Source organism: Caballeronia sp. RCC_10 (assembly GCF_041360715.1).
GTDB classification, from domain to species: domain Bacteria; phylum Pseudomonadota; class Gammaproteobacteria; order Burkholderiales; family Burkholderiaceae; genus Caballeronia; species Caballeronia grimmiae.
In genome coordinates this window covers 1-17,840 of the sequence record NZ_JBFUPT010000046.1, presented here as the reverse complement: position 1 = coordinate 17,840, position 17,840 = coordinate 1, and the positions used below count along the sequence as shown (strand labels likewise).

At 57.8% G+C, this 17,840-nt stretch carries 17 protein-coding genes and 1 pseudogene; 12 read left to right on the top strand and 6 right to left on the bottom strand.

Features of this window, described 5'->3' with window-relative positions; all coding sequences use genetic code 11:
• Positions 1 to 81: 81 nt before the first annotated feature.
• From AB6804_RS29655 to AB6804_RS29645, 3 genes are all read left to right on the top strand, one after another.
• Positions 82 to 303, top strand: coding sequence for a DUF3717 domain-containing protein (locus AB6804_RS29655; protein ID WP_370889493.1), 222 nt, complete (start codon positions 82 to 84; stop codon positions 301 to 303).
• Positions 304 to 323: 20 nt separating this feature from the next.
• A complete protein-coding gene (locus tag AB6804_RS29650) occupies positions 324 to 827 on the top strand; it encodes a hypothetical protein (RefSeq protein WP_370889492.1) in 504 nt (167 codons plus the stop codon).
• A 103-nt stretch (positions 828 to 930) separates the two neighbouring features.
• Positions 931 to 1,233 (top strand): hypothetical protein, encoded by a 303-nt coding sequence (locus AB6804_RS29645; protein ID WP_370889491.1) that lies wholly within the window; start codon positions 931 to 933, stop codon positions 1,231 to 1,233.
• Positions 1,234 to 1,295: 62 nt separating this feature from the next.
• On the opposite strand, the gene flgM is transcribed toward AB6804_RS29645, so the two are convergent.
• The 4 genes from flgM to AB6804_RS29625 form a co-directional block, all read right to left on the bottom strand.
• Positions 1,296 to 1,598 carry a flagellar biosynthesis anti-sigma factor FlgM gene (gene flgM / locus AB6804_RS29640; RefSeq protein ID WP_370889490.1) on the bottom strand — a complete coding sequence of 101 codons (303 nt, stop codon included), beginning with the start codon at positions 1,596 to 1,598 and terminating at the stop codon, positions 1,296 to 1,298.
• Positions 1,599 to 1,763: 165 nt separating this feature from the next.
• Positions 1,764 to 2,210 carry a response regulator gene (locus AB6804_RS29635; RefSeq protein ID WP_370889489.1) on the bottom strand — a complete coding sequence of 149 codons (447 nt, stop codon included), beginning with the start codon at positions 2,208 to 2,210 and terminating at the stop codon, positions 1,764 to 1,766.
• A 44-nt stretch (positions 2,211 to 2,254) separates the two neighbouring features.
• Positions 2,255 to 2,437, bottom strand: coding sequence for a hypothetical protein (locus AB6804_RS29630; RefSeq protein ID WP_370889488.1), 183 nt, complete (start codon positions 2,435 to 2,437; stop codon positions 2,255 to 2,257).
• A gap of 240 nt (positions 2,438 to 2,677) precedes the next feature.
• Positions 2,678 to 4,378 carry a methyl-accepting chemotaxis protein gene (locus tag AB6804_RS29625; protein WP_370889487.1) on the bottom strand — a complete coding sequence of 567 codons (1,701 nt, stop codon included), beginning with the start codon at positions 4,376 to 4,378 and terminating at the stop codon, positions 2,678 to 2,680.
• A 982-nt stretch (positions 4,379 to 5,360) separates the two neighbouring features.
• On the opposite strand from AB6804_RS29625, the gene AB6804_RS29620 reads away from it, so the two are divergent.
• The 3 genes from AB6804_RS29620 (at position 5,361) to AB6804_RS29610 (ending at position 7,391) form a co-directional block, all read left to right on the top strand.
• A complete protein-coding gene (locus tag AB6804_RS29620) occupies positions 5,361 to 5,879 on the top strand; it encodes a nucleoside 2-deoxyribosyltransferase (RefSeq protein WP_370889494.1) in 519 nt (172 codons plus the stop codon).
• Between the two features lie 47 nt (positions 5,880 to 5,926).
• On the top strand, positions 5,927 to 6,847 hold the full coding sequence (locus tag AB6804_RS29615; RefSeq protein ID WP_370889486.1) for a tyrosine-type recombinase/integrase: 921 nt from the start codon (positions 5,927 to 5,929) through the stop codon (positions 6,845 to 6,847).
• A 100-nt stretch (positions 6,848 to 6,947) separates the two neighbouring features.
• A complete protein-coding gene (locus tag AB6804_RS29610) occupies positions 6,948 to 7,391 on the top strand; it encodes a hypothetical protein (protein ID WP_370889485.1) in 444 nt (147 codons plus the stop codon).
• A 134-nt stretch (positions 7,392 to 7,525) separates the two neighbouring features.
• Here the strand turns inward: AB6804_RS29610 and AB6804_RS29605 are convergent, their stop codons facing one another.
• The gene (locus tag AB6804_RS29605) at positions 7,526 to 8,209 is read right to left on the bottom strand and encodes a hypothetical protein (protein ID WP_370889484.1); all 684 of its coding nucleotides are present in this window, start codon (positions 8,207 to 8,209) and stop codon (positions 7,526 to 7,528) included.
• A gap of 15 nt (positions 8,210 to 8,224) precedes the next feature.
• Positions 8,225 to 9,103 carry an abortive infection family protein gene (locus tag AB6804_RS29600; RefSeq protein WP_370889483.1) on the bottom strand — a complete coding sequence of 293 codons (879 nt, stop codon included), beginning with the start codon at positions 9,101 to 9,103 and terminating at the stop codon, positions 8,225 to 8,227.
• A gap of 815 nt (positions 9,104 to 9,918) precedes the next feature.
• On the opposite strand from AB6804_RS29600, the gene AB6804_RS29595 reads away from it, so the two are divergent.
• The 6 genes and pseudogenes from AB6804_RS29595 to AB6804_RS29570 all read left to right on the top strand — a co-directional run bounded on the left by AB6804_RS29595 (position 9,919) and on the right by AB6804_RS29570 (position 17,796).
• Positions 9,919 to 10,323: a hypothetical protein gene (locus tag AB6804_RS29595; RefSeq protein WP_370889482.1), complete on the top strand. Its 405-nt coding sequence runs from the start codon at positions 9,919 to 9,921 to the stop codon at positions 10,321 to 10,323.
• 68 nt (positions 10,324 to 10,391) lie between these two features.
• On the top strand, positions 10,392 to 10,697 hold the full coding sequence (locus AB6804_RS29590; RefSeq protein ID WP_370889481.1) for a hypothetical protein: 306 nt from the start codon (positions 10,392 to 10,394) through the stop codon (positions 10,695 to 10,697).
• 85 nt (positions 10,698 to 10,782) lie between these two features.
• Positions 10,783 to 12,262, top strand: a pseudogene (locus tag AB6804_RS29585) (3'-5' exonuclease).
• Between the two features lie 471 nt (positions 12,263 to 12,733).
• Complete coding sequence (locus tag AB6804_RS29580) at positions 12,734 to 14,830, top strand: ATP-dependent endonuclease (protein ID WP_370889480.1); 2,097 nt, start codon at positions 12,734 to 12,736, stop codon at positions 14,828 to 14,830.
• A gap of 450 nt (positions 14,831 to 15,280) precedes the next feature.
• On the top strand, positions 15,281 to 15,712 hold the full coding sequence (locus tag AB6804_RS29575) for a hypothetical protein (protein WP_370889479.1): 432 nt from the start codon (positions 15,281 to 15,283) through the stop codon (positions 15,710 to 15,712).
• Positions 15,713 to 16,092: 380 nt separating this feature from the next.
• On the top strand, positions 16,093 to 17,796 hold the full coding sequence (locus tag AB6804_RS29570; RefSeq protein WP_370889478.1) for a hypothetical protein: 1,704 nt from the start codon (positions 16,093 to 16,095) through the stop codon (positions 17,794 to 17,796).
• Positions 17,797 to 17,840 lie beyond the last annotated feature (44 nt).

Sequence of the window (17,840 nt, the reverse complement as noted above, 5' to 3'; positions counted from 1 at the left end):
TCTGGACCGCAACCGCCGATTCCATCCTTCAGAAAGTGGCTCGGTTATGCAAAGTAATTTCTGGGACAGGACACTAGCAGGATGAACGAGTACACGATCACTGATATTGAGAACGCCATCAACTACTGGCGATCGCGGCAGGCGGCGACGGATGACTTTGCTGTCTGCCCGAGAGCACGGGTGTTGGCGGACGTCTACGGAACGATGATATTCCATCGACGAGAGCGCGTCGAAGCAAGACACTTGACGCCGGAACAGAACGAAGCGCTAGGTCTCGCGCTCGCCCAGAAGGAACTTTTCTGAACCCAACCAGCGAGTCCAACATGTCGAACGCCGATAGCGCCTTGGTGTGGGTCGACGCTGTGGCCGGCGGTGGCCGCGTCGAGATCTATTCGCGAGAGGTATCGAAGGCGGACGCGCTGCGCATGTTTGCATCAGCCAGCAGCGACACCCGCGCGTTCGAAGAAGACCTCACCGACTGGGTGGCAACAGAGGTAATCGGCGACGTTCTGTACGCGGGCTATTTCTGCCCCAAGAGCAAAGGCTTAGACGAGGAAAAGCGAGTGTCTTTCGCGCTTGTACATGCGTGCGAGGCGATCAGCAAGCATTTCGGCATTGACGCGGGGATCCTCGAACACGCAATGCGGCCAGAGAACCTGGCAGAGTTGGCAGCGGCACGGGACGCAGAGATCGCGTCTCTGGTCCATGCTGTTCCCGAACTTATGAACGACGCGGAGGCCGTGCGTGAAAAGCATGCGTCGGTGCAAGCGGCGCTGGCCGATGAACTTGCGAACGCGATCGCTGCCGGAAAAATTACGTCTCACTGAGCATCCAAGGCGCGTCAGGTCCCTGCCTTGACAACGCTGCCTCGTCGGTAGCCTCAGTAGTGAGCCGAGTGTCCTGCTTGGCCCCTACTGATGGAGAAAATGGATGGCTTTTCGGATCGACCCCTCGTCCATAGCGTTCACCGAAACCCGCCGTGGCATTAACGCGACCGCCACGATCGTGTCTGATGAAGGAATCAGAATCGGCGAAGTCGACGATATTGCAGAGAGAATCGTCGCAGATGTCACGTTCGTATCGGCGGCCGCCCGTTCGGCGTTCGTTGGAGAGGCGCGGCGTGTAAATCCCGTGGTCTTCGGTCGAACCGACCACAACGACGATATTTATGCCTCGGAGTACGCGCGAGCGCTTCTCGCGACAGCGGAACAAGTCCTGTTGACTCGCATCTGACCGGTCAAAGCAGCCACTACGTCGACACAGTCCAATGCATGTGGGCGTGCTTTCGCCGATGCTCAGCCTGCCGTCGTTTGCAGTAGATCGCGCGCCAAGCCGAGCATTCCGTCGGCGATGCTGCCCGAATCGATACTGTAGGTACCGTTGCCCAGCGCTGCTTTGATGGCCGCAACCTTGTCTGCGTCGATGTCGGTCGCGCTCGACGTGCGCAACGCGGAAGTCGATGAAATCGTGACTGCCGAGCTATCTGCGGCAACGGCGTCGGAATGCTGCGGAGCGGCGGCAAAGTCCGTTTCGTTCGTTGCACGCCGGACGGTAATCGGCTCCGGCATGGCGGGGTTGTTCGTCGACTGGATTTTCATGGTTTCGTTCCTCGCTTGCATGATTCCTTAACGGTCCAAGCGTTGAAATCTTTACCAAGCTCCAGGGCGTGCGGCCCGTCGATCACTCCATCACGGGCGCGAAACCCTTGTTCAGCGGGGCACTCCGGCAATTGAAACAAAGTGAAACAAAGTGTGAGCAGGGAGTTACGTGGTCGTGTTGAAGATGGCGCCGAACACGGATGTGCCGCGATCTGTCGGGGCGGAATTGGCTGGAAGTGGGGTGACTTGCGCGAGCTTGTCGGCCAATGCCGCCTCCGAAAACGGCTTCACGATGTAGCCGTTAGCACCAGCGTGAATTGCGGTTAGTACGTTTTCGCGCTTCTTTTCAGCCGTGACCATGAGTACCGGCAGGTGCGCCAGATCCTCGGATTTGCGAATCTCCTGCAGCAGGGACAGCCCGTCCAGATTGGGCATGTTCCAATCAGTGATCACCAGATCGAAATGCTGCGCTCGGAGCTTCTCGAGCGCAGCTACCGCGTCCTCTGCTTCTTCTATGATCGAATAACCGATCGCCTTGAGCATCTTCCGAATCAAATTGCGCATGGTGGCCAAATCATCGACTACCAACAAGCGCGTATCAGCATATGCCATCGGTGAAACCCTTCCCTTTCCTTTAATTCGAGTACTGCCAACTTTCAAGCCGGGCCGCGCACGATCACGCTCCGTGCAGGCATGCGAAGGTATTGTGCGACGACCCAATGCAGTGGCCGCTCGTCGTAGCAGCGCTTCTCAGCGAACTGCATGATCGCGTCAAGCTGCTGTCCGGTGCAGCCGAAGACTTCGCGGCCCGATGATCTGCTGCCGTTATACGTTTTCATGTCGGTATCCGTGGTGCCATCCGATCGGAGGAAATCGGCCAGCTCGACGCAGGCCTTGATGACGGACTCAATGCCCGTTGTGGGGCGCTGCTTTCGATCAGAGCCAGCCGACGCCGGAGCTGGTGTAGTTGCTTGACGATGTCGCCCACCTCGTAGTGGACCAGGTGCTCCCCGCCAGCAGTGGGCGAACTCAACGAAAGCGGCCGCGTCGTTAGCGGCACGGCGACACTCGTTCAGAGATCAAAACGTCGACCAATCGCCATCGTCCCCCGCATGAACGGGTCGAGCGGCGGCATGCGCTGGCTTCGCCACTTTCGTCACCGTCGGCGATTTCTTGGGCGGTAACGGGCGCGCAATCTGCGACGTGTGGTTGTTCGTCGCTGCGACGGAGCGCGTCTGGGCGGTGCGGAATACGGCGACGGCTGCGGACAGTTGTTTCGCTTGGTCCTCCATCGACCCCGCTGCTGCCGCTGCTTCTTCAACGAGCGCGGCATTCTGCTGCGTCACGTCGTCCATCTGCATCACAGCCTGGTTCACTTGACCGATCCCCTTGCTTTGCTCGATGGAGGCCGCCGCGATCTCGCCCATGATGTCAGTCACACGTTTGACGGCGGAGGTGATGTCGTTCATCGTCGCGCCCGCTTCCTCGACATATCCGGTTCCAGCCTGCACGCGCTGCACTGAGTCGTGGATCAGTCCTTTGATTTCCTTTGAAGCTGTGGCGGAACGTTGTGCAAGCGAGCGGACTTCAGTTGCCACAACTGCAAAACCGCGCCCTTGCTCGCCAGCGCGCGCCGCTTCCACCGCCGCGTTGAGCGCAAGGATGTTGGTCTGAAAGGCGATGCTCTCGATGATTCCAACGATATCGGCGATCTTGTCCGAACTCTGATTGATACCCGCCATCGTCTCCACGACGCGGGATACCACCGCGCTGCCTTGCTGCGCGACTTCCACGGCTTGCGCAGCGAGCGCGCTCGCCTGACGGGCGTTCTCCGCGTTTTGCGTGACAGTGGACGTCAACTCTTCCATGCTCGCGGCGGTTTCCTGGAGCGATGCGGCCTGCTCCTCAGTGCGTTGAGAAAGGTCTTGATTGCCTGAAGCCATCTGGCTGGTGGCTGTTGCGATCGCATCCGTCGACGTCTTGATGGTGCCAATCGTGCCCGTGAGCTGCTCCTGCATTCGCTTCATTGAAAACAGAAGGCTTGCACGGTCGTTGGGGGCAGTCTTGACGATCGCAGTAAGGTCATTGTCTGCAATCCGGCTCGCAATCTCGGCCGCGTAGGACGGCTCGCCACCCAGCGAACGCAGGATCCCTCGGTTGAGAACAACGACAACTCCTGAGAGCACCACAGCCACAGCGAGCAGGATTCCCAAGCTTTGAAGCAACGTAGCGTGAAATGCCGCGTCGATGTCGTCAACGTAGACCCCGGTCATGAGAATCCAGTCCCACGGTTGGTACGACACGTTGTACGACACTTTGGGCACCGGCTCGGTGGCGCCTGGCCGCGCGAAAGCGAACGTCGTAAAGCCTTGAGCGCCGTTCGCAGTGACCTTCACCGCATCGATATACAAGGCGACCCCGTTAGGATCACGGTAGCTGCTCACGTCGCGGCCGTTCATCTCGGGCTTCATCGGATGCATCAGCACGGTCGGATGCGAATTCAGCAACGTGAAGTAGCCGTTTTCTCCGTAGCGAATGTTGCGGATGTGATCCATCGCCCGCTTCTTCGCATCATCAACTGTCATTGCGCCGGCAGCGGCCTCGTCCGCGAACGTCTTGACTCCGCTCAGAGCGATTTCAGAGGCGTGCTTCAGATCGGCCTTGCGCTCTTCCATGCGGATGTCGCGAGTGCGATAGGCGTTATAGACCGACAACCCAGCCAGACAAAGCAGGCTCAAGACCAGCGGAAGCCAAAGCTTTTGTACAAACGAGAATTTCATTACTGACCTTTTGAGATTAGGGCGCGACCGCTCTCGCGCGGTGCCGCGCCGGAACGTGCAGCCCTCTCCCACTTACGGCATTCCACGTCAGAAATGAACCGCCCTCATAGACCTAAAGAAAAAATTCCAGAACAACAGGTAATCCCGCCCGAACGCTATTGCGAACCGACTGCGGGCGTCGATGGGACCGGGATATACACGATTTCGCCACGAGCTTGGCCGGGTGTTTTCAGGCGTGCCGGTTTGGGTAACGCGCGGCGCGTCAGCCTCCTGAAGAGTGGCGGCATCGACCCCGCGTGCGGATGTGACCTTCTGCGGTTCTAAAGAAATATCGCGCGCTGCCGACATTGCAAGCACGGGTCGGCAGAGCCGCCTCTTGCCATTGAGAGCCGAAACGAACCTTGGAGGTGTGCGATGTCTCGTGTCGTTCGCATTTTGCGCAGCATCGGCAGGCATCTTCTGCCGCAGGTTCGACTCGTCCCGGTATCCGGCGAGCAAGCACGGCGACGAGCCGCCGTGCGCGGTATTCGGTTCTAGCAAATCGGCAAGCCGTCACCCAGCAGAATGCAGCCCTCGTCGAGCCAGGCCGCCGCCGCTGCCGTTTCACTTCAAGATTAGGCCGAAACGCTGCGCGCGACGATGGCCGTCTTCAAGACCGCCGTCTGAGCCGCCGCTGCTAAACGGGCCGCCGTTGACTTGACTACGGGGGGTTATTGGTAAGCTCATAGGCGTTCCAATAGCCCTGCAGTCGAAGCCACGAACCGATGTCCAAAAGAAATCCGACGAAGTCGCAGCGTGCCGTGATGGAGTTGCTCGATCAGGGCTTACCGGTCGAGCAGATCGCAAACAGTCTCGGAAAAAGCGCCTTGGCTGTGAAGAAGCAGCTAAACCGGATCAAACGCCGGGTCCGTGAAGGAAGGATCGACCCTTCCCCTCTGCCGATCGAGCGCGCCGCGAGCGAGCCACGCATCTACCTTGCTGGATTCGACGTCTTCCGCCGCGACGCAAGGAACACGGCGAGCACCTCAAGCAGCTCTGCCGCGATCGCGGCTTCGTTGGACTCTATCCGCTCGACGGTAACGTCCCCTCTTTTCTCACACCTCACGACGCTGCGCGCCACATATATACAGCCAACGTCCAGTTGATCCGTTCGGCCGATATCGTGATGGCGAACCTCGATGACTTTCGGGGCGCCGGCGAGCCTGACAGCGGGACGGCGTTCGAAGTCGGTTTTGCGGTAGCGCTTGGGAAACCCGTGTTCGCATATCGGTCCAGCGAAGCGCCGCTGACTGCGCGTGTATCGGCAGCGGCGACCGACGACAACGGCGCTTTTTGTGCGCGCGGCTATCTTATTGAGGACTTCGGCCTGAGCGTCAACCTCATGCTGGCCTGTTCCGCGCGCATCGTCGTTGGTGACCCTGCAGCTTGCCTCGACGCCATCCAAAGCGAGTTCGCCGGAAGTGGCCCCTCTTTTGGTGGCTGGGGGTTGGCGAAGCGTTAGCTTCGCTGTAGGGTTTGGGTTGGGCAAATTTCAGTATATCGACTTCTATGCCTGATGATCTTTGGCTTGTTGCTCCGGAAGACGCCTATGCACAATGGCAGCGCGAGTCCGCCACAGGCGCCGATCGGCGCGCGTTCGCGGACCAGTCCATCGTCCAGCATCGTTCGATGTTCTCGCGCTTTAACGACTATCTGGCCGCCCACCATGCGACTGTGGCTAGCTACGGAGCAGATCACCTCGACGGTTTTTTCACCGACCTTGCGCAGGACTGCGCGCCAGGGACAACAACGCGCCTGCGCTATCTAAAGCTGATTGACCGGTTCACGCGTCACCTCGTGAACCTCGAGCTGCGCGCCGACAATCCTGCCGCGCAGATGCTCGTCAATGAGAACTGGCCAGGAGACGAGCCAACGCCCATCTATCTTTCATCGAAAGACGATGCACGGCTTCAGGCGGTTTGCGTTGCGACGGGAGACGCGGGCTTCAAGGACCTCCGTAACACGGCGATCGTAGCGCTATTTCTTGCGTCGGGTGTCACAGCGGCGGAACTCAGGCAACTGCGCGTCGACGACCTTGATATCGACGGGGAGCGCCCTACCGTGTTTGTTGAGAAGCACGGACCTCGCATCGCGCGCCGCGTGCCGGTCGATGGGTTTGCGGTTGACGTTCTGCGCGAATATCACGCGGCGCGCCGACACATCGTGTGCGCGACCCAATGGTTGTTCATCACCACGGCTGCCGGCAAACCGATGCAGCCTGACACGATGCTAAAGTGCGTTCGCCGAGCGCTTCACCGAGCAGGATTGTCCGCGGCCGACGAAAGTCCGCGCCTGCTCCGAAACACGTACGGCCGTCGGCACCTCGTCGCGGGCGAGAGCAACGAGCAAGTAAGCAGCCTCATGGGCTTGTCCAGCCACCGCACCGCCACGCGCCTTCGTCAGACACTCGATGCCGACGCGAGGACTTAGCGACTGCGACTTCTAACGGCTTTCGGGACAACGAACAGCCAAGTAGCTCGTCGTCTCGGGCACGGTTTCAAGTTAATCGTTCGCAAAAAGGAATCCAGCTATGGCTGTCACGTCGAAATTGGAAGTCGCCTCTGAGCTGCTCACCGAAGCGTTGCGCCTATTTCTTGAGGGAAAATCGTACTTCGCCTCGCTCAATCTAGCAGGGGCTGCCGAGGGGATCCTCGGCAAGTTCATCGAGAACATCGGTGGCGTCCCCGCCTTCAAAAACATGAGAGATACCGCTGTGCTCTTCTTGGAGCGGGATGACGATGGTGGGTCGGTGCCCCGAGGAGACCCGGTAAGAGATATGGCGGATCTCATAAACAGCGCGAAAAACAGCACTAAACACGGCATCATTGACGTTGAATTTGATCCGAAAGAGGAAGCGCAAGACCTAATCGACCGTGCCATTGAGAACTACTACACATTGCAATCGCAGTTCGATCTGCGTCAGATCGACCAGTTGCACCAATATCACGAGATCCGCTATCGAAGAAAATCGTAGCTAGGCCCCTAAACGAGGCCGCTGTGGTATTGGCGAGCGGCCACCTCGACCAGTTACGCTGTTTCCCTGCCCGCAGCATCAGGGTGATGCCTCGTGTGATCGAATGGGCCGCACAGGTTCATGTTGACGGCGCGCTATTGCGTTGCATATTTTGCCTGGATCGCCGCATCTATATCTTGGAAGTGCTTCTTGAAAATGCCGAGAGTATGGCTGAGGAAGTTGCCGCCGATGATGACTTCATGCCGCTTGTTCAGGCTCAGGTCGTTACATGAATTGATGTAAGCGAGTTCGGCCTTCTGCTGCGTATTCACTCGCCCATCGGCATGAACGAAAAGATTGCGGATACTCTGAATCATTTTTATCTCCATCCAGTGAGGAGTATCACGCTGCGGCGGTAGCTGAGCGACCTTCTCCAAAAAGAGAGTGGCTGGCTCCAGCCCGTTACCTCTGACATCTTTCAAGCTCAAAGTCAGCTTCTCGGCTCGCTTAAATCGCTGGCAAAGCGAATCAAGCTCGTGCTCATAGAAAGAGAAGAGAGTGATGAAGGCTGAGCGACGCTGGAGGTTTGGAAAGAACGCTTCGAAGATTTCGTTCAAATCCCAGGTCTGGTCGTCCAAGCCCAGATGATGTTCAACGAAGACGTTGGCAAACTCTTCTTCATGGGGGTTCACCGCGTCGACCACTTTCTTCTCATGGAAGTCTTGGATGCCTTGTGCTACCTGAGTTTCTATACTCTTCGCGAAGGTGTCCATCAACTCCATCTCGGGTTGCATGTGGGAGTCGAACCAGTGGCGGGGATGAAACATGTTCTTGAGCATTGGCTTTTTCTTTCGTCAACTGTTGGTGTCAGCGTCTTTCGTCTTGAGTATGCCCTTTTTCTGCTGATAGTCCGTCGTCTCAAAGAGGAAGTCAGCCAAAGTCTTCGCAGAGTTGACGGCAAGCTTGGCGTGGTGCCGCTCGGGGCGGTAGGTCTTCCCATGGCTATCCGACATCTTGTTTCTCATCGCAGCCAGCCCCATGACGATGGACGACAGTCCATTTAAAACCTGCTTGAGGCTGTCCGAAATATCTTTTCTGCTCGCATCCATGTTGAGCAACGTTCGCACGCGATTGAAGAGCTTGGGAAGTTCCCCATCAAAATTTGCTGGAGCTTGGTCGCTCAGTTCGGCCTCAATGGCAATAAGCACGTGTTCAATGAGAGAACGTGCGTTTGTGATTGCGCCGTCATAGTCCTCCGAATCGATCTTCTGCCGACACTTGACGATTTGCTCTTCAATGAACGTTGCCGTCAGTTCGGGAAATGTCGTGGGCATGGACTCTACGGTGATGAGCGAGCCGGATGTAAAGACGACCTTGTGAAAAATGCCTTGCCTGCCCATCGGAACGACTTCATAGCTGTCAAAGGCAAGGAGGTTGTTGAGCCTATCGAGACATTCCTTTGGAGTATGCAAGACGGGCTGCTCAAGCTCGATCCAGTTGGCTGGGCTCACCAGGTCACAGATGAACCTCTCCATTCGTTCATGAGGAGCCAGTTCGGTTATCTTCTCGCAAGCAAAGGCGGTTCGTGATGAGGCAGAGTAGGGATACGTCTCCTTGAAGCCGTATCGATTGAAAAGGGCGATAAGGGCTGAACCCGTTCGATACGGCCAGCCGTTGCCGCCTCCGCACGTGAAATCAGCGAGTATTTCAATCGTTCTAGCGGTGAGCTTCATAGTGTCAGGGGGGCAGAAGAATCGGCCTTAAGTTTACAGGTGTAGCGTCGTTAAGTCGTCTGGGCCAACACAACAACGACAACAAGATTTCTTTTCTTCATCTTCTGTGCTGCATCCTATAGGACTGGGCAAGGTCAACGGCCATGCAGGCACGATGAGTTGTTCGCCTTCATTGCGCACGCTGTTCACGTCGCGGCTGACTTGTAACTTGACTTCCGCAACCGATAGGTAAGGTCACAGCTTGAACCGCGACGCCCCGTCGTGGATGCACGCTGGAGCCAACGTGACCTATAAAGGCAAGTTCAAGGACGCAGTGTTTCCAAGCGCCGATCGCGTGGCGCGCGTTGCCCGCTATCGGCTTTTGCTGACCGATACAGACGGACGCGTCTCTGCAGTCATTCATCTTCGTCGTGCGAAGCAGCCGCGCATCTATCAACTTAGCAGTGAGCGTGAGTTCGACGTTGCGATCAACAGGATCGTCGACACGGAACTTCGCGGCGTACGCGTCGATTCTATGCGTCTTGTGGTCGAGTCCGACCGGTCGTGTATCGAATACCCACTAGATTTTCAATGCGGCAGATATCCCGGCCCGTCGAACACATATCAAGCCGTGGCTGGATGCGGCCAACCTCCGGTCGCGCGACATGGTGGGCGGCCGCGTTGCGCTCTTCGTGGACGTCGATGCCGGTCGCCCCGCTGACGCGTGGCTTTCGGAACTATTGCGCGACTGATTAGAGGCGTCCGCCTATTAGGCGAACTCTTAAGAATGGTCGTTTGCAGCCGCTAATAGGGTCTACCGTTAGACGCTCACCGCTATGTACCAAGAAGAACCAGTGCTTGCCGAATTCATCGCTGCCGGTGATGAGATCAACCTCGCACTACTGAAGATTGATTCCAAAGAATTCGCTACTCCCGGCGACCGCAATCTCGCGCAACGAGCTGTGTTTGCCGACGTGATGGCGAAGCGCGGCTTGCGGGATCGTCGGGAAGCGATGCTATCCCACGAGATTAGCGCCCTAGTCGCGAATCGGCCAATAATGACTAGCCTGTTCGACTATGTTGAACTGAAGGCGTTGTGCATGCTCCGGGTCGCGCCTTCACTTGTCGACCGGTTCATCGCGGTAAAACGTGACAATCCAGCTTTCGGTCTCGGCGAGATCATGGCGGTGGCCATCGAGGCGCGCGAACGCCACCAATGGGGACACTATTGGCAGGAGTGAAGCAACGATATGCGGTCGGCCAGTGGGACTCGTTATGGGCCAACGACCCGTACATGAAGCACCGGTTCGTGCTCGACCTCGAATCGCGCACCGTAATCGCCGGCGAAGACCGCATTCGCCGTCGCTGGTGGTCGATGCGTCTTGAGCACGTCGCCTATATGCAGCAAGTTCTCAACGAAACATTCGACTCGATATGGGACGAGCCGGAGGAGTTCGGCTTCGTTCGTCAGGCCGAGATTCCGTCATGGGCGACTAAAGCTTGGCCGTGGCCGCCGTTGCCTGACGTCGAAGACGCCGAAAAGATGCTGGACGATCCTGACGTTCCCCTCGAGCGCGACGACTTGGGCCATCTTGTCTTTCCACCCCGTTTCTGAGGGACGGAAGTAGCCGCCGCGACCACTGCGACTGCCCGTCAGTCCGACTTGGGGCACACTGCTTCTTTTCGTTGGAAAGCGATCCGTGGCCAAGGCATACAAACCTACGGCGGAACAAGAAGCGGTCGTCGAAGCCGCGAAAGGCGGCGGGGACCTGAAAGTCAAAGCGTATGCAGGCGCGGGTAAGACATCGACGCTTCGACTCGTCGCCCAGCAGCTCACAGGGCAGCGTGGTAGCTATCTGGCGTTCAACAAGGAAATCGCGGACTCGGCACGCCGGGGCTTTCCGGCCAACGTCTCAGCGCGCACCGTCCATTCGCTGGCCTACGCTAGCACCCCCGCCTGGCTGACCGCGCGCATCAATCTGCCGTCCGAGCCGCCGCACGAACTCGCTGCCCGATATGGCTTTGGGCCAATCGAAGTGCCGACCATCACGGGAAAGAACGCGGAGGTCGCGCCGTTCGAGATCGGCCGCATGATCGCAGACGGTCTCGGCCGCTTCTGCCGGTCCGCCGACGATACGCCGCAGCCTTTCCACATACCGGTCGACGAGAAGATCCGCGACGATGCGGCCGACTGGCTGCGCGAGCAGCTCGCGCCCAGCATTGGGCAGCTCTGGGCGGAAAGCATCAACCCGCGCGGCCGGAAGGCGATACAGCCGGACGTCTACTTGAAGGTGTGGGCGCAATCGAATCCGCGTATCAACGCCGACTTCATCTTGTTCGACGAGGCGCAGGACAGCGACGGCGTCATGCTGTCGGTTCTTGTCCGGCAACGGCACGCGCAGACGATTTACGTCGGCGACCCGTACCAGCAAATCTATGAGTGGCGCGGCGCGGTCAACGCGATGCCGCAGATCGATGCGCCCGAGCGCCCGCTCACTGAGTCATTCCGGTTCGGGCCCTCCTTCGCCGGACTCGCAAGCTGTGTGCTCACGCTGCTTGGCGAGACTGCGCCCATCCGAGGCCAGTCGAGCATCGGGTCAATCATGGTGGAAGACCCGTCCGTGCAGCCGCCGGTGGATGCCGTGCTGTGCCGCAAGAACGCCACGGCAATCTGGCAATTCGCGGCGGGCATTGAGATGGGGCCATCGACCGGCGCTTCGCATGAACCCAAGCGAGATCATCGCTTTTGCCGACGGTGCCGATCAATTGCTCAATGGAAGACGCGCCTTCCGGCCAACTGCCCTATCGCTATTTGAGAACTGGAGGGAGGCGCAAGCTTTCTCGCGCAGCGCCGTTGGCCGTGACTTGCTGCCGGTTGTCGAAATCGTTGACGATCGCGGCACCGACTACTTACGGGCGCTCGCGCAACGCCAGACGCCCGAGGCGCAAGCCGACTATGTCATCTCGACCATCCACCGCGCGAAGGGACTTGAATGGAAGCGCGTGCGGATCGTCAACGACTTCCGCTTCAAGATGATCGATGGTCGGCTGACGTTGGATGAGGACGAGATGCGGCTGCTGTATGTCGCGCTCACACGCGCTCAGCACGTGCTCGACATCTCGGATGTGCGGGATGAATTGCTGCGGCTCTTCAACGTACCGAAGGAGGCTCGCGGATGAACTGTAAAGTCTGAACTTGATTCAACAGACCGTGCTAGTCGTCGGTCTCAATGCGGCCAGTTTCCGACATTCGCCGGCGTTTCCGCACAGACTCTCCAACGGCTGCCTTAGTTTTTCTTGCGGACCTACGAGCGTTGCGCCAAAACACGAAGACCGTGCGGGGCAATCTATCGTGCACTGGCAGCTGAGCTACGACGAGCGCTTATCTTAAGACCTCAGCAAACGCGGAGTGGATGAGTTCTCGGCGGCGAAATCGCGTTGGCAACCTGCTGCACAGACCCTCCTTAGGATGAAATAGCGGCGAACCGATCACGTCTGCGGTCCCTTGTTTGTTGCATTGAGTCAGCTACCGAGCGCCTAAACGGATACGGTATATTGCGACTCACAGACGCAAGGCATCTGCCTGCTAATCAATTCGATCTTCGCTTTTCTTGCGGCGTTGTCCGTGAGAATTGCGCACTAGGCTTGGCCATGACGACAATCAACCTCTCAATTGGGCACGATCCTGTTCTTGACTTCCAATGCGCCGGCTGGACTGAACAAAAGCGGGAGGAGCTGTCTCAGGCCGTCCGAGAAATCCGGGGCGTAACCAGCGTCAAAGGCGCAGGCGTCAGCACTGTACGCGTTCAGTACGATCCGTCGATTACTGATCATTCTGTCCTAACGCTGGCGGTGAATCAGCTAGCGGACGCCATGCTGCCGGGACAAGAGCCGGCCGCTGGGCAGTGGCCGTTTCTCGTCAAGTTGAGGTTGCTCAGCGATTCGCCGACTGAAGCAATCGTGAGCCTTCAGGCTGGAATCAACACCTTGGTTGGGCCGAACGGCAGCGGCAAGACTCGTGCGTTACGCGAGATCAAAACCGCGCTGGAATCGACCGATCTAACCAAAGGGCGCAAGGTCCACCTGCTTGCCGCAGGTCGAAGCAGTCCCCTCGAGACGTATCGGGCCGCAGTCAATGGACCGGGCCAAATGAACAACAGTGATGCCGCCGTCGGGCACGCTAACCATCGGCGACAGTGGTGGCAATTCGAGAGCATAACCGGCTCATTGCTGGCGCTAGACGCGCGCGCCGACCTACGACTGAAGATCGAGGCCCGACTCCGGCAGTTATTTGACCGAAGTGTGAAACTGTCTTGGTCGCAGGAAGGCCTGAATCTTCGGATATTGCCCGTCAGCGGCGGTACTTCATACCCAGCCAACTATGAGGCCAGTGGTATTCTCCATCTCGTGGCTTTGCTCGCAGCAATCCACAATGACGAAATCGGAGCATTACTAATTGACGAACCTGAAATTTCACTGCATCTGCAACATCAGGCGTTCCTTCTTGAGGAAATGGAACGCGTAGCAGGCGATCCTGCGGAGCCGACTCGCAAGCTCATTGTCATCGCGACGCATGCTCCTTCTCTCTTACCTTTACGGTCTGTCAACGAACTTCCAGCGCTGATGTTCTTCAATTCTGCTCGGAGCGCGCCGGCGCAGATTCCAGCGAGCGCAGGAATTTTAAAACGGATGAAATTGTCGGCCTTGGTTGCGAGGCTAAGCGCAACGCATCGCCTCGCCATGTTCGCGGAGCGCGTCCTACTCGTGGAGGGGCCTAGCGACGAGATCGTGGCGGCACAGCTTGCCCGGCGGCTTGACCTCAGGCTTCTGGCTCGCAATGCGCAGATCTTGCCGGTGTCGGGTAAGGGAGAATTCATCGAGGCGGCGAGGCTGTTTCGGCTCATGAGGAAGGAGGTTGCCATCCTTGCGGATCTAGATGCGTTGGCCGATGACAACACACTGGTTGCCTCCTTCAGCGAGCTTCCCTTGGCATCCCAGGTCGCTGACCGGTTGGGTCGATCAAGTGTCACGGACCTTGATCGCGACCTCCGAGTCGAACTCGCAAAATTCATGACGCGACATAGCGATGCCGTCCAAGCGGCCGCAGCCAAGTACCACGACTGGTCCAGCAAGGAGTCAAAAGACAAGAGCGGACGCCGAGTGACATTGGCACGCATTCTGAGCGATCCAGCGAGCTTCGATGGCGCTGCCGCAGGCGACGCGGCTAGCCTCCATACGCGCTTCATGTTCCTGATCAAAGCACTCGCCGAGCTCGGTTGCTTCTTCCTACGTCGAGGCGCGATCGAAAACTATTACAGTGTAGCCATATCAGACAGGGGAAAACCTGACTTTGCTGCGCAGGAAGCTGCGACGTTTGAGACGACAGACCTGGAAACGTTGCGGGACCGTTATTGTGATCCGGTTGCCGCGCTCATGTTCATCGCCCCAAATCAGCGGATCGATGAGGATTTGCTGTTACGTCCGAAGTTGGGCGCTGTACTGACCGCGGCATTTCTCGGCATGAATAGCAAGAGCACAGACGAGCAATTGAATGCCAGTGCGACGATGACACTTGGTAGCGACGCCGAGGTGTTCAAGCTCTCGAATCGCTCGAACGACGATCTCAGGATCGCGGTGGAGATAGCGTCGCCACTTTTCCAGCGCAATACCTTCCCGTTCGAGATCGGGCGGGATGAAAATTTGAATTTTGTCGTCCCAGAAAAGCTGCCTGGCCTCGGCTCTTCCTGACGGGGAGACGCGTCGTGGCCGCCGATTGGACAGCAATCCGCTAACACTGCTAGTCGGCGGGGATCGCGCGGACCGGTAAGCTAAGCGTATTGCGGACGAGAAACCCGTCTTAGTCCGATGCTATGGCCACAAACGCGTCAGCCGGGCGACTGCGCGAATCGCCGTTCCCAGCTTGGAACTCGACAGTCCTTTTGCGTTGTGTCGACGGACGGCAAGGGGTCGGGTGCGGCAAGTTCGCGCCACGGGTATCGCGAACGTCTACCGCAGCGCGGCAAACTTCGGCAGTCGGCCAGTTTGAGACGTTCGACACTGTTCCACGAATCGTCGACAATTCTGCGATTCGATGCCAATACAAACGCCTATGAAAACGACCGCTGTCCGGCAGTACTTACTCCAAGGACGTACGCTTAAGTTACTACTGCTGGCGTGCCTCTGGTTTTCTGCAGTGCGATGGCGATCGGTGGTCGCGGTGGAGGCAGTGAAGGTGGTGGACGAGGTGGTGAAGGGGCGCATTTCGGAGACGACGGCGGCGTTCGCTTTGGTGGTCGCGTAGGCGGTGGCGGCAACTATGCAAGACCCAGCGTAACTCGCGATGGCTTTGGTCACCGTTTGCCGGGTGTGGTGACGGCAGATGAAGAAGGCGGAAAAATTCATGGCCGTGATTACGATCCAGATGTTGTCGACCTCACGGAACGAGCTTTACACCGCAACGAATACGCTGTGCTTTCAGGCGGGCATCTGAATAACTGGCAGTCTTCGAGTGACGCGAAAGCGAGCGAAGCCATAGCGTATGGTGCTCGCGATTGCCATGTGGATGTTTGCATACCGGTAACTGAAGATCGGATTTCTTGCTATAGCAGGCGAATAATGTTCCCATTTTAAGGGTTTTAGGTGGCGGCTTCGGACGACTATCGGGCCAATACCGGTCCTTCAGCGTCGGCGCCTAAACTCTCGTGAGTGACCTTGCTATCACAATGGGCCAGCACGCGTCGCGCCCATGCTCATCAGAGCTGGCCGTGATCCAGCAAGCCGTTGTCCGTTTGTCAATTGGTCGTTAAAAATCCCCAACGTCAACGAAGTGCCCCCTTAACTCGGGTGCATGCTTGTGCTTGCTGCTAGCTTTCCGTGATCAGTGAACTACCATTCTCCTGAGCCTATACGAAGGCGCGCATTACAGAACGCCAGCCCAAAGATGAGAACCGGTTCACATTTAGTTCCCGTTCATTTGAGCAGGACAAAATGCACGTTCGTGGAGAGAACCGATGGCGTTGAAACATTGTGAGGCGAGTTTTGCCCCGGTACTTCCGAGGATGCGCGCTCGGGAACAGATTGTCGCCGAGGTTGGAGCAGCCACCTCGGGCAGAGCCGTGGACGTGGCTCGGAGCACGATCGCCGAGATTGAGCTTCATGTAAAGGATGGCGACGGCTTCTATAGACAGGGAAAGTACGGCGCCGCTTTGGATGAGTTTCAGTGGGCCAGGGCATTGATCTATCAACTACTCCACCCTGAATTTCACGTTCCTTCCTATCTCGGGAGCAAAAACGTCACGCTTCCCGTCTCAAAAGAGATTGAAACCAATCTGCTTACTGTGTCCAGCGATATCGCCGATCTCATACGTCCTCAGGACGTGGAGATGAGGCCCAGCTTCTGGCGCGTAGGCCACGACACCGTTCCCGAGTCGCTGAAACCGTATCTGGCGATCGGCTTCCACGAGGTGGTGAGCGACGAAGAAGTACTGCAGCTTGCCAGCGCCCAAGGGGTGGCACTCTTGAAGGACAACCGGCCTGAGGCCGCTCTGAAAGTGATGGGCGCGGCAGCGCATGTCACCCCAGATGACCTCACATTTTCCGCCGCCCTGCACCTTAACATCGCATGCGCCCTTTTGCAGCTTGGCGACGCGGAAAAAGCCACGGATGCAACGAGCCTTTCGCTTAAGCAATTTACCAACGCGAAAGACATGATAGGGACGGCTCAGGCGGCGCACCTGGCCGGGATCTGCGCGACTCGCACAGGTAACCCTGCGCAGGCCAAGGAGTTCTTTACCCAAGCAGGCGAGTTTCTTAGTCGCGTGCCGGCTCAATCCGCCGCGGAGGGCGCGCAAGCGCCAGGCATGGGTCCCGAGCGGCTCGCCGTGGCATTGAACGCGACCATTCTGCCAGCCGTGGCTGCCACAGCCTTGCGCGAAATGGCTCTCAATGTCGGCGATTTCGTTTCAAGGGACATGAACGCGTTACAACCCATATCTCAACAGGATGCCCAGAGCCTGACGTTTCGAGTTCCGGGACGGGCAGACGGCTGGGGAACCTTGCCGAGCCTAAACGAATCACAGATCCATCAGCAGTCCAAGACTTGGCAGGTGGGCGTCTCCGTTGGCGAAAAGATCGTCTCGTTCGAGTTGGGCGGCGCTACGCAGCTCACCGTCGACGATGTCGTCCGAAAAATCTATGAGCCATGGCGAACGGCACAACGATTCGCAGATATCGATATGGTCATTGGAGGCGTGGCCACAACGACTATTTACCTCACCCATTTATACGGCTATGTGTTGGCGGTGAAGATCGGCGATACTTACCACGACCTTGGCCTGTACGCCAAGGCGGAAGAATATTTCTTACAGGCATCCGCATATGGTTTCCTGAACACGGAGGTCGAGGCAACAGCGCTGTGGATGCGCATGGGGTTCAACGTTATCGACTGGGGAACGTCGCTATACAAAAACGACAATGTCGAGAACGCCAAGGCCCAGTACTCGAAAATCATCACTGAAACTGCGGGCGTTCCTGACTCTTTCTTCTACACAACCGCTTCCCTCGTGATCCCGGCGAGTGCAGCTAAGACGTTCATTCAGAACATCCTCGCTAGACCACTGCCCGATATCAATCCGGACATCGCCCGACTTATCCTTGACACACACGGGTTTCTTCAGCAGATCCTAGTGTCCTGTCCCAGAAATTACTTTGCATAACCGAGCCACTTTCTGAAGGATGGAATCGGCGGTTGCGGTCCAGA